We start from the raw sequence: 14,821 nt of genomic DNA, 5'->3' as shown, positions 1-14,821 counted from the left end.
GATATTTTAAGTTAGTAGTTGCTATCACTTGTGTTGCATAAATTACAAAGTGCGCGATTCAGGTTCTTGTTGACTGGAAATCGTGAGGATATGGCCTAAACTCAGTCTGCATCATTTCTTAAAGCAGTTTGATGCATTGGGAATGATGATCAGTTTATTAATTACATACAGCAATTATAATGAGGATAAAATGTCCGAACATCAAGTGTTATGTATCAATAAAAGCAATCGCCAGAGTGCTCATGAAAGGATAACTCATATTGGCGGTAAGAATGCTGATGGCACCAGATGGAAGCTCACACAGCAAGAGGCTATAAGCGGAATAGAATCTGGGAAATGGAGATTTTATGTTAATGCAGGAGGACATTCAGTGTGGGTGATTGTTGCTGTTAGCGCTTCTGGTAACAAATACTTAAAAACACAAAATGATGGCGAACAGCCTAATAACCTTTTGAGTCTTCCTGAGTGCGCATAAGTGTTAAAGAAAGGGCCTTTTGGCCCTTTCTTACTATTTACTGCGCTTACCATGATTACTTCTGAATGTAGTTAGTTATAGAGATAATTTTAAAGTCCATTAAAAGACTTGAAGATATACAAAAAATAATTTTTGTATACTATTGATTAATTTGTTAATTATGCTAATTGGTGTTAAGGAAATAAAGGCAAGGAGGTTTTATGTATAAAAATAACGATGAAGCCATCGATCTTGAGGCAAAGCGATTACTTGATAATGGAATCTATACCGATCTGGAAAAAGCGTATAGTGAAGCAGAAAAGATAATCACAGAAATAAGAGTTGAGTTTAAAAAGAAACAGGAAAAGAAACAGTTCCGTTCCCGGATTAAATCAATCAAACGAGCACTTTCAGATGATGAGTTCAGAAGTAATATTCCTTATAATCATAGGCATCAGTGGAGAAAAGAATGAGTGATGATGAAATAAAAAATACCTATCTAACTGGCAATGTTTTTCAGAGTGATAGAAGTAGGCCTGAAATTAAGAAAACACTTGAGCAAAAAATAGCAGGAGCACAAAATAAGCTCAATTATCTTAAAGCAAAAGAAAAGAGGGATAACAAAAAAGAAAATACACGACAAAAAATAATTCTCGGTGCAGAGGTTGCCAAGGTTTTAAACTGTGATATAAATGAGGTAGATAAACAATTACTCTTTGGAATGTTGTTAGAAGTTCCATCATTACATACTCACGATATTGAACGGTATAAAGTAAATGGGCAAATCTACATTGAAAGAGTTCTCAAGAAATTCAGACCATAAAATAATTTCACGTCCGAACAGCTCTCCGGCTTAAAACTTGTTTTAGGCTGGGGAGCTGTTGACCAAGCCCCAGAGGGCGCGGTAGTCAATTTTTACTGCCATCCGTGGCAATAAATTACAACCAAACTCAGATGGCAAAGTCTTCAAGAGCTTTACCACCTTCTAGTGCAGCAGCAATAGCTTTTGGTGTACGACCTTGACCCGTCCATGTCTTTTCATCACCATTTTCGTCAATGTACTTGTATTTAGCAGGACGAGGAGCACGAACAGTAGCCGGACGGGAAGATTTAGGATTGCCCAGCAGTTCAGATGGATCAATACCATCTTCAAGCAGTTGTGCACGAAGCGCTTCAATTTTGGCCTGACGTTCAGCATTTTGTTGCAGTGCAAGTGATTCTTCTTGGCGTCTGTCTTCAACAATAGCAGTTAATTTTCCCAGCATCTCTTCCAGAGTAGCCAGATCTGTTTCTCGTGCCTGAGCGCGAAGGGTACGGATGTTATTAAGTGCTTTAATAGCTTCAGTCATTATCTTTTATCCTGAATGTTTAAGGTCATGAGCAGGATAACATACAAAAGATGATAATGGATAAAATTACCCCTCTTAAAATTATTTATTAAGTGATTTTTATGGATTATATCTTAACCAACCTTGACCTCTTTTTTATTTTTGTTAATTGATATGTACGTGAAACAAAAAGGACGATGAAAATGAAAAAACAAAATAAGAAAGGGTTCTCATTACTGGAACTCATTTTGGTGCTGGGTGTCGGTAGTATGATGGCTTTTATGCGTTTTCAGGATATGAGAAATGATCAGGAAACGGTGATTGCTAAGGCTGTTGGTCAACAAATGAAGCAGATAGGGGAGGCGGTAAATGGATATATTAATATCCGATACGACAAGCTTTCTACTCTGACCTCAAGCAGTAGTCAGTCAAGCGATCCGGGTCCCCGTACCTGTAATGGTTCAGGTTGTGAAATCACTTATCAGACACTCATTAATGAAGGGTTATTGCCAATATCATATACCGGGGTAAATGCCCAGAAATCTTCTTATAAGATAATGTTAAAACGTTCAGGAGCTACTCCTAACTATGTGGTTAATGGCTTAATCACAACAACTTTACCTTGGAGTGAAAGCGGAAAACTTCGCTACGATTTATTAGGTAAAGCTATGCAGGAAGCGGGTATTGATAGCGGCATGACGCAATCAGCAGCTTTAGTATCAGGTCTACAGGGCGCATGGACCGAGACATCATCAGCTTTTAATAATATTACTGCAGCGGGTCTACTGGCGTATCGTGTTGGATACGATTCTTCTATGTATTCAGTGTATTTGCGTCGTGATGGCACATTACCTATGACAGGTAATTTAAACATGGGTAATCAGGACATAAATAATGCCAGAAACATAACGGCAGTGGGAATCACAACTACGGAGGCATTACGAACTAGCGGGGTAGCGGTGATAGGCACAACATTAGACGTTGGCGGTGTGGCAACATTAAACTCTGATTTGGTTGTAGCGGGTAATGGCCAAGTCAATGGAAATTTAAATTCTAATAATAGCGTATCAGGAACAACCATAACGTCCAGAGGTGAGACCTATACTAATAACTGGTTCAGAACTATGGGAGATGGGGGGGTTTATTTCCAAAAATATGGTGGTGGATGGAATATGACAGATTTCAATACTATAACAGCATATAATGGTAAAAACATTCAGACTTCAGCAGGATTATATGGCGGATACGTTAAATCAACCGGGAATATAGATGCTAATGGAACAGTTAACGCTGGATATGTATGGGCATCAGGAAACCTTAATTCTAACTACGTACACTCTAACGGCAATATTGATGCAGCTGGAAAAGTTTATGGTGCTGGTGGAGTTGTGTCAGGTGGTAGAACAACAGTTGGAGAGTATCTTCATCTAAATGGAGTGGCCTATGCTGGAAATGGATGTTCTCCTAATGGTTTGCAAGGGCGAGCAGTTGATGGTTCTATATTATCTTGTACTAATGGTGTATGGAAAGAAGGAGGCGGAAGTGTAAATAGGATGTTTATTATTGTTGAAGGGAAGTGTTATGTTCCAAATAAAGATACAGGAGGTTGTTCTTGTCCAAACGATCCTAATCGTCTAAAACAAATAGAAGTGTCAAGATATAAAGGAAATGAATGCAATAATGGTGGAAGTAATTGTCGAGAGCCAGACAGAAGATTATATACATGTAATTAGGTGATTGGCGGTATTACCATCATGTTTATTTTCGAGGTGATGGTGCATCACCTATAACTGGTAATTAAAACATGGGTGATCAGGACGCAAATAATTTCATAAATATAACAGAAGCAGATACAACAACTTTTGGGATGTTGCACCTGACTGGAGATGCAACTGTTGGTGGTAATGCTTAGGCTATAATTGGCAACAAACCTGAGAATTCTAACCAATCAGGTTCTTCAGGATATACAGCAAACTGGGGTGGGGTTAATTGTATTATATTGTACAACATAAATATTGGGTTAACTATTAATTGAGGCGTCAGGAGCTTAGTTTGAACCTTCAGACAGTTTATTTGAGAGGGGGATCATATTTGGAGTGGTTATGATAATTTTTTATTTTGATAAATATATTTGATAGTCAATATTATAATATTATATCTAATAAGTGTTCCTTGAGAATACTCACTTCATCGAAGTGTCTGATTGCCCAATATATGGGGAGTGGTTTACAGCCCCAATGGGCTGATTGAGTTGCCCCAAGTATGGGGATATGTATTCTCTCCAATGGAGAGTTCTCTTAAAGGGAAAACGAAAGGGCCGTAAGGCCCTTAGTTATATATCCATCAGATGTTGCAAGACTGAACATTTACCTAAAAATCAATTCTTTCTACGTTGGCGAACAATTTTAGCTTTGGCAATAATTGCTGTGAAGCTTACAGCAATTTGTATAGATTGAGTTGAATCTATACAAGCATTCAACAATCGACCTAAAGTCAAATCATCAAAATTAGAATTAATGACATCATCAGTTGCTTGGTCTAGAGGGTCCTTCCCGTTGTTTTTTTCTATTCTAGCTTCTCTGATATGTGTGTCATAATTGTTTAAAGGTAATGTATATTGTGTTTTAGAGTCTTTTTCTTCAGAAGTAATAGTTGGCTTTAATGAACTTTTTTCAAAAGAACTAAGCTCATTTTTCGTTCCTTTAGGAAGTTGCTCAGAAGTTAACTCTAATTTAATTTCATCTCGACGTTTGATGAGAATAGTCTGACCAAAAGGTAATGAAAACCATTGCCAGACTGCATTGTTGGCATGATACTTTTCATCGTTAACAGGTTTTAGCTCACCAAGGCCCATCATCGCTATATTATTCTTATGTAAGCCTACGACATCAATTTGGTTAACAGGAGGAGTCCAGTTGCCAATGTCAGGATAATTAAAGGGCTGATATTGGGTATCACCATTTCCCATATTCATTAAGCGCAGTGCGTCGGCAATTATATAATCCTTGTCTTGGATAGCCCAGTCAGGTTGGGTATCGCATACTGCGCCCAGCATTGCACCACACATTGTTGCTATGGTATCTGTATCACTATCTAGCTCATTTGCTGAACAAAGTAATGCTTCTTTGATACTTAAATCTTTATACATGTAGGCCAACGCTGAAGCAGCCAGTGTGGTTTTAATACCGGAACCCCGGAATTTATTATTCAGGCAACCTAATCTATCTAGAATTTCATGGTAACACTCACTACTTGAAGTTATGAATAAATTTGATATTTTCTCAATGTCATTCAGTATTTCAATCTTTATCTTTTCTATAGATTCAGACAGTGATATTTTATTTTTGTTCTCCCATGCTGATAACCAGAATGTATTAAGCTGAGAGTCATTGCTAATGATATATGGAATCTGAGAGAACTTTTCCACATAGGATAACCAATCTTTTGGTGACGGTATTTGTTTATTATAAATTGTATCATGAAGAGCTAAAGCATGAAAAAATGCACCACAAAAGCCATGTGGATGGCCATGAGTAACTAAAGAATCTCTTAGAGTATTTAATAAATAGTCATCGTGATAATCTTTATTGAACGAAGTCCAAACATGAGGCTGAATGCGCATTGCTGCACCATTTCCTCCGCTTGAAAAATAATTTTGTTTCCCGTTTTCAAAGAAATTTGAAAACCAAGGGACTGCTCTTTTCGATAAGTTTTGTGCAGCGGCTTTAGTTCCTAGACCACCACCTAACGCATAACTGGGCCATATAGTAAGTTCTATTTTCGCAAAACTTTCCACATCGAAAAAACCACCTTCACGTATTGAACGTGAAACTGCAAGTCTCAATTGAGTATCATCAGAATATGCACCTGCAGGTAGTTTAGCTTTTACGCCGTTTTTGCCACCAATAACTCGTTCCCAAGGTTGAGTCTGGGTTGCTCTGGACGATCCAATCCGACGTTTAACTCCACTCTCCCCATGGGATAGTTCTGTTATCCAACCTAGAGCATCGCCAGCAGCAGCCCATAGTGATGAATTAATAATGGTTTTTTCGAGAGGTGAAATCTCTTTAACTGTTTGATTTTTCATTATTTTCAATTTGGTATCCCCGCAAATTTTTCTGGAGAAATCACGATATCAATTCCATCAAACTCAAATTCATCTAGCCATCCTCCAACTATATCATGTGTTTCGTCATCAATTACATAGATGCGTTTTAGCCAGTTAGTGGAAAGTTGTTGAGGGTAAAGAACTTCAGCTTGTTCGCAAGTTGGTAAGCAGGGAGGTCGATTCTGACGAAGCGCTTTCCATCCCATTTTTCTATCTATGATTGGTTCAAAAAGAGAATTGAACCCAATATTCCCTGACTGTCGTATGCATGGGTCATAGGAGTTATTTGTAGTTGCGAAATAGACATTTTCATGAGTAATAATTGCTGGGTCAAAAGATAATATTGACCACCATATATTTTTATCTTTATGCCATCTCTTAGATACATCAAAATACCTTCTATTGATTTCGGAAATTGATAAGTTCACATAGTCTATCCAGTTTTCTTTTTTGTCAAAATGTTCTGCAATTTCAGGGCGAATTGCTGCATTTGGATACAGTATATGCTGTAATAATTTATCATCAGTGAGTCGGTATCTTGATAGGAGCTTTTTGCTAACTAAGGTTCCCAACAATCCTCTATTGGTTGTGAAATGTAATACTTCTGATATTCCTCTTTCCATGTAATTAATCATTATAGGTTTATCTCTTTGTATGTTCCTTCCTCAAGGAATTGCAAAAGGTCAGACTCTTCCCCTTTTTTATATCCTAAAAAAACACCTTTCCGAGACCTAGCTATTGCCATAGCCAATAATTTTCTTAAAACCAAAAATTGATCATCAATGTTTTCTTCAGAGTAAGTAGTTGTTTGATCGCTAAGTCCTAAAATAAACACATAATCAAATTCTAACCCTTTAACCGAGTGGAGTGTTGATAACGCTATACTAACATCCTCATCACACCAATCTGAGTCGCGTGTTATATCTCTATAACTTAAGTTGTTAGACTGAAGTTTATTCCTCAAGAATGAAAAACAGCCACCTCCTAGTGGATGTAAGAAAGCAATAGTTTCGACATTTAAATTAACATTACCTTTTATAAAATCAATAGCGTAGTTGATTTGATTTCTATATATACCGCAAATGACTTCTGGCAAAATGCCATCAGTAATGGCTTCATGCAGATTTGGAATTGAGCCATCGTCTTCAATATTTATCCCTCGTAAAAAGGATGCTGCGAATTTTGCTATTTGTTTGGTATTTCTATAGTTAATTTTAAGTCTGTGCGTTCTTTCTGGGCGGACGTCAAAACCTGCTTCAGACCATGTAAACCCTCTTGCATATATACGCTGGATTGTATCTGTAACAAAAGTAATTGTGTGGTAGTCAGCAAGATGATGCTTGATTGCACGAAGTTGGTTTGCAGAGAAATCCTGTGTTTCATCAACAATAATGATTTCATAACCTAACGATGGAATGTTTCGAGCCATCATTACTGCAAGGTCATTCCAATCAACAGCCCTATAATTCGATAGTGTTTTTTTATAGGGATTTACTATTTCATTTAAGATTCTCAGCCTTAATTCTCTATCAACTCTTGGCGTATTTCCTCTACCTGTCCGTTCCGTATGTAAATAATCACTAATGTTTTCTGGTAAAAATCTGCCCAGTAAATATTCCACTTCTTTAACTACGTATTTAGGAGATAATATGTTTGCGTTACGAGCCAATGTATTGATGGTTTCATCAATTCGTCCGAATATATAGGGATTGTTTTGTAACTTATTGATAGCCCAACGACTGAATGTACTTATTTCAATGTTTGTTTTTAGGTTGGGGTCAAGTTGGCTATGAACTAAATTTTTAATGTATCCTGATAAAGTTCGGTTAAATGTTAAAACCAATATCTTAATTGGGGCTATATTATTTTCTCGACGATGCTTTGTCTGGATCATGTAGCATAAAGATTTTAATCTCAATAGGGCAGTAGTAGTTTTCCCGCTCCCTGCTGAGCCATAAATGACTTCTACTCCCGGTCGATTCTGTCCCGCTAATGCGCGCTGCTCGTCGGTTGGTGTAACTATTGACAGAAATTTCATAATATTTCCTTATAACTAAAAATGATATCAATGCAATAATAATATTTTGTTTATCGAATCGATGGCCTCCACAATGCCGACGTACGAACTAATCAAATGCCATCCTTAGCATAAACGAAGTTAAATTTGCTGTGCAAACTCAAATGGCCTGACCATACAGCTATGGTTCGCATCCAGATAATCAGCCCACCACTGGAGCAACAGGCGGTGCTGGTCAAGGTGCTTGGCCTTGTGGGTATAAGCAGCACGGACGCTATTGCTTTCCTTATGGCTCATTTGAAGCGCTACAGCGTCTTCTGACCACAAACCTGACTCAATTAAGGCATTACAGGCCAGCGTGCGAAAACCGTGTCCACAGATGTCCTGCTTCGTGTCATAGCCCATATTGCGAAGGGCTTTGTTGATGGTATATTCAGACAGAACAGCTAAACATGGGTAAGACAATAGCCTGACCACTCATCCATCAACGCCACACGCTTAGGCCATAACGTCCCACGTTGATACGCTGCCTCAGCCTTATCAGCTAACTGGTGAGCCAGCGCATGTTCAATTACCTCACGTTGATGGTCTGTGGTTTCACCAGCCCAATCACGAAATGTTGAACGGAAGCCATGTTGTGTTAAACCACTATGTCCCATTCGTTTCAAGACTGCCAGCAATGACATATCAGAAAGCATTCCACCTCTTGGGGCTGGGAATACAAGATTATTGTCTTTGAAGCGGGGTAAGTCCTTTAACAGGGCAATGGCAGCATCAGGCAGCGGAACCCTATGTTCTTTGCTGGCTTTCATTCTGCTGGCAGGGATGGTCCACGTTTTGTTCTTCAGATCTATTTCTGACCATTCAGCGCCACGGACTTCACCAGAGCGCGAAACTGTAAGTATTGAAAACTCAAGTGCTCGCGCTGAAATGCCTACTCGTTTACGTAATTCGGTCATGAACGAGCCGATCTCGCTGTAGGGTAATGCAGCATGATGTTTTTGGGTCTGAACTTTGCTTGGCATTGGCAGGAGGGGCTTAAGCATACCTTTCCATGAAGCAGGGTTATCGCCCTCAAAGTATTCTTTCGCTTTTGCGTAATCAATGATCGCTTCAATGCGACCACGCAGACGGCTGGCAGTTTCGTTTTTTGTTAACCAGATTGGTTCAAGTATCGCTAATAGGTCAGTCTTTGTAATCTCAGCGATGGGTTTTTGACCAATAACAGGATAAGCATACGTTTCCAGCGTGGACCGCCATTGGGCAATGTGTTTCTGGTTCTTTAGCTCTTTGGTCTTAATTGCGATAACGTCTTCAGCACAGCTAGCAAAGGATTTGTTCTTGTGGGCCAGACGTTCCTGATGCGCTTTATGGGCGTGCTTTTCTGCAAGAGGGTCAATACCATTACGGATTTGTTTACGCAGCTCACGAGCTTTGTCACGCGCTTCCGCTAATGAAACTTCAGGGTAGGGGCCAAGACCCATGTTTAAACGTCTCGGAACGGTTCTTCCTAGAGCATTTACTCTTACCCCCATAGCAACGCAAAGCACCCATGAACGGGACTGGCCTCTGTTTCGAAGATACAGGCCGTCAACGCCACCGACGGCAAAAGAGCCTTCTTTTTTTAACTTAGCAACTGCTAGTCCGGTGAGTTCTTTTGCTTTTTTCGGCATAGTTAATCCTGTCATACAAACCGCCATGCATAAGGTACTGCATAAAATGTCAGATTTTTTCGGATGTAGCAAGACGTCCTCGAACAATCAATTTTGACAATATATTGTTTATTAATGGTAAAAATGGACTATTTCTGGCATTCTCGGACATTAATTTGGCGGACTACGCTTCCGCCAAACATAAACCCCAAGCTATAAAATAGCTTGGGGTTTTTTCATTTTGCTCGGTTTATATTTTGCCTTCCTTTACTCGTCTTACTCGCGCAAGGGCAACTGCGCACCTGACCGGTTGAATGCTGGTGAACTGAGTAATCCCCGGCCTCGCAAGACCTACATGAGCGAACGTCTCTTCATTCGTCGTGCTATCCATAGCAAGCCCAGCATAATAGCCAGATAGCCCATAACGTAATTTCCCTGTTGCTTTCGTTCAGAGAGCGCCGGGTCGGCAGCCCATGCCAGAAAGGCGGTAACATCCCTGGCGTATTGCTCCTCAGTTTCAGCTTTTTTCGATGCCGGGCTCCATTGGATCTCCCCACTCGTCAGCGGTTTTGGCATGTTAATCACACCGCCAGGAAAATAGCGATTAGCCTTCAGTTCGGGATCGGCAGGCAGATAGCCGGTTAGCAGCGCGTAAACGTAATCTGCCCCCTGGTCCGTGTAGGGCAGAAAAGCATCTAACAAAAATTGTGGGAATCCGCGATCGTATGAACGGGCACGGACGATATAGCTCAGGTCAACGGGTTCAGCGCCATTGTTAAGGTATCTTGCTTCCCGGTCATTTAGATATGGTGATATAAAGCTGTCATTTAGCGTACCGTCGCGCTCACTTATCTGGCCGTCATCCTGAATCGCAGGAAACTGATAGCCGCTGGCGATACTTCTCGCTTCTTCAACCGTGAGTTCCGGACCACCGGGCCTGGTCAACGTCCGAAAGGTAAGGTGTTTCATGCCGTGACAAGCGCGACACTTCTCTTCATAAACCTGCAGACCACGTCTAAGCTGTTCCTTATCATATTGACCGGTAATACCACTGAAGCTCCATTCCTGGCGTTCAGGCGTGGCTTCCTGCGCATATGAGGAACCCAGCCCCAACAGAGAAAAGAACAGGACGCTGAATTTCAATAGTTGTTTCATCCTCAATCCTGTTTTTCCAAAAAACGACGACAAGGTAAGACGATTAAAAACCAGGCAAACCAAATCAGTGTCGAAAGCTGGGATGCGGCACGGATCCAGCCCTCTTCATTACGAAAGCCATCAAAAAGATCCGGGCCTACCAGCGCTTTCGACCCTAACCAGCCTAAAAAGCAGGCATTAATAACCCATAGCCAGAATCCGCACTTAACCAGTTTGCTGTAATGGCGAAAACGAGCCCGGGAAGTATCAAGCCAGGGTAGAAAATAGAAAATCAGTATTGAGCCGCACATCGCGACTAGCCCCACGAATTCATTCGGGAAGCAGCGCAAGATGGAGAAAAAGGGAAGGAAATACCATTCTGGCGCAACAATCGCGGGTGTAATCGTTGGGTCCGCAGTAATAAAGTTGTCGGCGCTGCTCAGATAGTGCGGCGCGAAGAATAAAAACCAGGCGAAAACCATCAAAAAAAGAGTAATTTTGATAGCATCGAGATCGGTAATTTTGTAATCGAACAACAGGCTCCTGGACTCTTTCTCGCTAAACTTCTTTTTCATCGCCTGGGCAAACGCCGACTGTACGGTACGTATATGAATAACCGTGGCGACGACAATCACAAAGGGAAGAATAAAGTGGATAACAAAAAAGCGGCCAAGCATCGGCGTACCCGGCGTATGGCTGCCGACTAAATATGCGTAAAGCGTATCCCCTACCCACGGAATAGCCTGGGCAAAGCGGGTAATGACCGTTGCCGCCCAGTAGCTTTTTTGCCCCCAGATAAGGCTATAACCAAGAAACGCGGTCATCATCAGCAGGATATACAGCGTGACGCTAACCATCCACATTGTCGTCCAGGGCTTGCGGTAAACGTTGTAGTACATACCACGAAAAATATGCAGATAGCAGGCAAAGAAAAAGAGCGATGCGCCAATAGCATGCATGTTGCGTAACAGCTCTCCATGGCGAACCGCGCGCATAATATGAATAATGGAGTCAAATGCCAGCTCAGCTGTCGGCACGTAAAACATCGCCAGCACGATACCCGTAAGGATCTGCACCCCGAGCATAATTAGCAGGATAGCGCCGATTGCAAACACCCAGAGTCCAGCAACTGAGCGAGGGAAGGGGATACGCCCGCGAAGCGAACAGACAAGTTCATTCCTCATTTCAGGCTTCCTTCGTGCCGATACGCACGACCTGCCCATCGGAATGAATAACGTAGTCTGGGATTGCCAGGTTGGCAGTTGCGGGCCCGCGCGTCACGCGCCCGGAGGTATCAAACTCTGAACCGTGGCACGGACAGATCCAACCCATCCCCCCCGGTCGGGCGTTGGGTACACACCCGGCATGTGGGCAATAACCTTGAACCACCAGCCATTGAGGATGGGCTGCAGAGACCCTGGCGCTGTCTGGCTGTGGGTCGATAAGCGTATCCAGGTCGGCACTTCTGGCAGTAATAATTTCATCCGGGGTGCGATGGTGTATAAGAATCAACCTTCCTTGCCATACACGTCTGACTGTTTGTCCAGCAGCAACACCTGCAAGAGAGACATCAATCGGTTCATTTTCCCCAAGCGTTTTTTCATCCGGGCCCAAGGCCGAAACCAGCGGCCAGACGGCAGCCGCGACGCCTGCGGCACCGACAAATTTAGTCAGTTTACACAGGCATTCCCTACGCTGTTCCTGGATTTCGCCATCTGGAAGTTTATTTTCTCCCACCTCGTATACCTCCCTGAGTATCGCGGATTAACGTTTATCGATACGCGCGTAAATTTCCTGAAAGCGCTTGTCAGCAATACCCGGCGCTTTGAACGCGCGGTAGCTTTCTGGTAACGAGGCATCTCCAACCTTAATCAGCATCACCATGCCCTGAGCGTAATGCGGTGTACATTTGATGCCGTAAAACCCGGCATTGTCATAAGTAACTTCGATCTCTTCATCTATTTTTCCCATAAATCCAGGATAGCCAGCCGGTGACAATTCAGCGATTGAAGCCGCGTTGTGGCTCTTATGTTTACGGATAAACTTCACCGTATCCCCTGGCTGGATCTCCAGATAATCTGGCTCATAGACCATTGGTCCCCCAGTCCCACGATTTTTCATCAACACTTCATGAGTTTGTGCGAAGGCAGAAGAGGCGAAGGCGAGTAAACACAAAATTTGCAGACTCTGTTTGAGGTATTTCATTGATTCTTCCTTAAAATTCATCAGGCCGTTGATAACGAATAAAACAATTTTCACCACCCGCATCCTTTTCAATGATGGCGTCGATTCCAAACCAGGAGTGGAGGTTTTCGCGGGTAAAAACGGCGCAAGGTTTCCCCTGCATCGCCATATGTCCGGACGTCATGACGATGACGCGATCGCAGAACATCGCGGCATGATTAAGATCGTGCAGAGCGGCAATCACCGTGAGCTTTTCACGTTTAACCAGACTCAACAGGCCAATCTGATGTTGAATGTCGAGGTGGTTGGTGGGCTCATCCATCAGCAACAACTGCGGTTGTTGCGCCAGCGCCCGGGCGATATGCAGACGCTGTTTTTCTCCCCCTGAAAAGGTATGCCAGCAGCGATGCTGTAATTCACTGAGATCGACCTTTTCCAGCATAGTTTGCACAATATCGTCATCTTTGGCGGACCAGGGGGAGAGCAAGCTAAGCCAGGGTGTTCGCCCCAGAGAAACGGCTTGTAAAGCGGTAAGACGCTCGCTGGTTTCAGCCTGTTGTTCGACCAGCGCCACCTGTTGCGCAAGATGACGCCGCGAATAATGCTGTAGCGCCTTATGTTGCAGAGTGATGTACCCGGAGGTCGGCTTCAGCAAACCGGCCAGCAGTGAAATCAGTGACGTTTTGCCCGAGCCGTTGGGACCTATGATGCCGACAAACTCACCAGGCGTTACGCTGAGTGAAATATCATCAACAATCGTCTTGCCTTTTACCTTCCATCGCAGATTACAGGCTTCAAGAACGGCTTGTGCAGAGTTCACAAGAGGGGATACGAGATTCACCGTCATTTGTTCTGGTTTCCTCTAATCAGAATGATTGAAAACGCAGGGGCGCCAACCAGAGCGGTGATCACGCCTATTGGTAGAACCTGACCGGGGAGTAACGTGCGGGAAATAACATCTGCGATAATGAGGAAAATCGCGCCGGTAAGCGCACTGACTGGCAGCAGTCGATGATGCTGGTTGCCGACCAGCAGACGAGCGGCATGCGGGATAACCAGACCGACAAAGCCGATCGCACCAACGATGGAGACCATAATTGCCGTCATGCCGGTGACGGCGGCAATCAGTACTGCACGGGTACGTTTTACTGGAATGCCCAACGATGCTGCAGACTCAGCGCCAAAGGAGAAGGCGTCGAGATGGCGGGCATAACAAAAGCACAGCGCAATACCGACCAGAGCGGTAGGAATGGCTAAGACAACATCGGGCCAGCGTACACCGCTCAAATTACCTAATAACCAGAACATAATTCCGCGCGCTTGCTCGGCATTTGCTGAGCGGGTGATGATTAGCGACGTAATTGCATTGAAAAGCTGCGAGCTGGCGATGCCGGCAAGAATGATTTGGGTTGTCACACCGCCGCCTTGTCTACCGCCAGCAGCCATTGCCAATAGTGCAACGAACATAAATGCCGTTAGCGCGCCAATGAAAGCCCCCAATGACATGCTGATAATGCCGGCCCCAAGCCCGGTGAGAGCAATCAGCACCGCTCCGGTGGATGCTCCGGCAGAAATCCCCAGTAGATAAGGTTCGGCGAGTGCATTGCGTAGCAACGACTGTAACACTACGCCGGAAACAGCCAGGCAGGCACCGCAACTGGCAGAGACCAGCGCTCGGGTCAGGCGATAGTTCCAGACGATCCCAGCATCCAGCGCATCGACAGGATAGTGGGTATCAAAAAGATGATTTGCCAGCGTACTGAGCACATGCCGCCAGGGGATCAGCGTTTCGCCGATGGAAATCCCCGCCAGCAGCACGCAGCACATCAGCGCACTGACCCAGACGGCATGCCCACCGACTCTCACCGCAAGCAGACCAACGGCACGACGCATCCTGCGTGGATCACTCATGATTATCTGCGTTCCTGAGTAACAGAGATGCGC

At 43.4% G+C, this 14,821-nt stretch carries 15 protein-coding genes and 1 pseudogene; 4 read left to right on the top strand and 12 right to left on the bottom strand.

Annotated features, from left to right (window positions below):
* Positions 1–190 precede the first annotated feature (190 nt).
* From OGX92_RS22725 to OGX92_RS22715, 3 genes are all read left to right on the top strand, one after another.
* Positions 191–475, top strand: a complete 285-nt coding sequence (locus tag OGX92_RS22725) for a DUF3892 domain-containing protein (RefSeq protein ID WP_032667201.1) — start codon at positions 191–193, stop codon at positions 473–475.
* A gap of 200 nt (positions 476–675) precedes the next feature.
* The gene (locus OGX92_RS22720) at positions 676–927 is read left to right on the top strand and encodes a hypothetical protein (RefSeq protein ID WP_049842670.1); all 252 of its coding nucleotides are present in this window, start codon (positions 676–678) and stop codon (positions 925–927) included.
* Positions 924–1,277, top strand: a complete 354-nt coding sequence (locus tag OGX92_RS22715; protein WP_121927123.1) for a conjugal transfer protein TraD — start codon at positions 924–926, stop codon at positions 1,275–1,277. The genes OGX92_RS22720 and OGX92_RS22715 overlap by 4 nt, the downstream gene beginning before the upstream one ends.
* A gap of 127 nt (positions 1,278–1,404) precedes the next feature.
* On the opposite strand, the gene OGX92_RS22710 is transcribed toward OGX92_RS22715, so the two are convergent.
* Positions 1,405–1,803: an H-NS family histone-like protein gene (locus OGX92_RS22710; protein WP_121927122.1), complete on the bottom strand. Its 399-nt coding sequence runs from the start codon at positions 1,801–1,803 to the stop codon at positions 1,405–1,407.
* Between the two features lie 182 nt (positions 1,804–1,985).
* Here OGX92_RS22710 and pilV point away from each other — a divergent pair, with 182 nt between their 5' ends.
* Positions 1,986–3,515, top strand: coding sequence for a shufflon system plasmid conjugative transfer pilus tip adhesin PilV (gene pilV, locus OGX92_RS22705; RefSeq protein WP_121927096.1), 1,530 nt, complete (start codon positions 1,986–1,988; stop codon positions 3,513–3,515).
* Between the two features lie 644 nt (positions 3,516–4,159).
* Here pilV and OGX92_RS22700 read toward each other — a convergent pair.
* The 11 genes and pseudogenes from OGX92_RS22700 to OGX92_RS22650 form a co-directional block, all read right to left on the bottom strand.
* Positions 4,160–5,869: an ADP-ribosylglycohydrolase family protein gene (locus OGX92_RS22700; protein ID WP_134213272.1), complete on the bottom strand. Its 1,710-nt coding sequence runs from the start codon at positions 5,867–5,869 to the stop codon at positions 4,160–4,162.
* A 5-nt stretch (positions 5,870–5,874) separates the two neighbouring features.
* Positions 5,875–6,513 carry a DarT ssDNA thymidine ADP-ribosyltransferase family protein gene (locus OGX92_RS22695; RefSeq protein ID WP_172616045.1) on the bottom strand — a complete coding sequence of 213 codons (639 nt, stop codon included), beginning with the start codon at positions 6,511–6,513 and terminating at the stop codon, positions 5,875–5,877.
* 11 nt (positions 6,514–6,524) lie between these two features.
* On the bottom strand, positions 6,525–7,928 hold the full coding sequence (locus tag OGX92_RS22690; RefSeq protein WP_134213260.1) for a UvrD-helicase domain-containing protein: 1,404 nt from the start codon (positions 7,926–7,928) through the stop codon (positions 6,525–6,527).
* 120 nt (positions 7,929–8,048) lie between these two features.
* Positions 8,049–8,345, bottom strand: a pseudogene (locus OGX92_RS22685) (tyrosine-type recombinase/integrase); the annotation flags it as partial.
* Between the two features lie 8 nt (positions 8,346–8,353).
* Entirely contained in the window at positions 8,354–9,580 is a 1,227-nt protein-coding gene (locus tag OGX92_RS22680) for a tyrosine-type recombinase/integrase (protein ID WP_087857515.1), read from the bottom strand.
* A 330-nt stretch (positions 9,581–9,910) separates the two neighbouring features.
* Positions 9,911–10,714: a cytochrome c1 gene (locus OGX92_RS22675; RefSeq protein ID WP_286548454.1), complete on the bottom strand. Its 804-nt coding sequence runs from the start codon at positions 10,712–10,714 to the stop codon at positions 9,911–9,913.
* Positions 10,715–10,716: 2 nt separating this feature from the next.
* On the bottom strand, positions 10,717–11,877 hold the full coding sequence (locus OGX92_RS22670) for a cytochrome b (RefSeq protein ID WP_191235630.1): 1,161 nt from the start codon (positions 11,875–11,877) through the stop codon (positions 10,717–10,719).
* Between the two features lies 1 nt (position 11,878).
* A complete protein-coding gene (gene petA, locus OGX92_RS22665; RefSeq protein WP_286587119.1) occupies positions 11,879–12,430 on the bottom strand; it encodes a ubiquinol-cytochrome c reductase iron-sulfur subunit in 552 nt (183 codons plus the stop codon).
* 27 nt (positions 12,431–12,457) lie between these two features.
* A complete protein-coding gene (locus OGX92_RS22660; RefSeq protein WP_032934409.1) occupies positions 12,458–12,898 on the bottom strand; it encodes a pseudoazurin in 441 nt (146 codons plus the stop codon).
* A 10-nt stretch (positions 12,899–12,908) separates the two neighbouring features.
* Entirely contained in the window at positions 12,909–13,724 is an 816-nt protein-coding gene (locus tag OGX92_RS22655) for an ABC transporter ATP-binding protein (protein WP_234662219.1), read from the bottom strand.
* Entirely contained in the window at positions 13,721–14,788 is a 1,068-nt protein-coding gene (locus OGX92_RS22650) for a FecCD family ABC transporter permease (RefSeq protein ID WP_003832023.1), read from the bottom strand. The genes OGX92_RS22655 and OGX92_RS22650 overlap by 4 nt, the downstream gene beginning before the upstream one ends.
* Positions 14,789–14,821 lie beyond the last annotated feature (33 nt).

The sequence above is a fragment of the Citrobacter sp. Cpo089 genome (genome assembly GCF_030332695.1).
In the GTDB taxonomy this organism is placed as follows: Bacteria; Pseudomonadota; Gammaproteobacteria; order Enterobacterales; family Enterobacteriaceae; genus Citrobacter; species Citrobacter portucalensis.
This window is presented reverse-complemented; position numbering and strand designations above follow the sequence as displayed.

Coding starts and splice junctions, on each gene's coding strand:
- OGX92_RS22725 (WP_032667201.1), top strand. CDS start 191: ATGTCCGAACATCAAGTGTTATGTATCAATAAAAGCAATCGCCAGAGT.
- OGX92_RS22720 (WP_049842670.1), top strand. CDS start 676: ATGTATAAAAATAACGATGAAGCCATCGATCTTGAGGCAAAGCGATTA.
- OGX92_RS22715 (WP_121927123.1), top strand. CDS start 924: ATGAGTGATGATGAAATAAAAAATACCTATCTAACTGGCAATGTTTTT.
- OGX92_RS22710 (WP_121927122.1), bottom strand. CDS start 1,803: ATGACTGAAGCTATTAAAGCACTTAATAACATCCGTACCCTTCGCGCT.
- pilV (WP_121927096.1), top strand. CDS start 1,986: ATGAAAAAACAAAATAAGAAAGGGTTCTCATTACTGGAACTCATTTTG.
- OGX92_RS22700 (WP_134213272.1), bottom strand. CDS start 5,869: ATGAAAAATCAAACAGTTAAAGAGATTTCACCTCTCGAAAAAACCATT.
- OGX92_RS22695 (WP_172616045.1), bottom strand. CDS start 6,513: ATGGAAAGAGGAATATCAGAAGTATTACATTTCACAACCAATAGAGGA.
- OGX92_RS22690 (WP_134213260.1), bottom strand. CDS start 7,928: ATGAAATTTCTGTCAATAGTTACACCAACCGACGAGCAGCGCGCATTA.
- OGX92_RS22680 (WP_087857515.1), bottom strand. CDS start 9,580: ATGCCGAAAAAAGCAAAAGAACTCACCGGACTAGCAGTTGCTAAGTTA.
- OGX92_RS22675 (WP_286548454.1), bottom strand. CDS start 10,714: ATGAAACAACTATTGAAATTCAGCGTCCTGTTCTTTTCTCTGTTGGGG.
- OGX92_RS22670 (WP_191235630.1), bottom strand. CDS start 11,877: ATGAGGAATGAACTTGTCTGTTCGCTTCGCGGGCGTATCCCCTTCCCT.
- OGX92_RS22660 (WP_032934409.1), bottom strand. CDS start 12,898: ATGAAATACCTCAAACAGAGTCTGCAAATTTTGTGTTTACTCGCCTTC.
- OGX92_RS22655 (WP_234662219.1), bottom strand. CDS start 13,724: ATGACGGTGAATCTCGTATCCCCTCTTGTGAACTCTGCACAAGCCGTT.
- OGX92_RS22650 (WP_003832023.1), bottom strand. CDS start 14,788: ATGAGTGATCCACGCAGGATGCGTCGTGCCGTTGGTCTGCTTGCGGTG.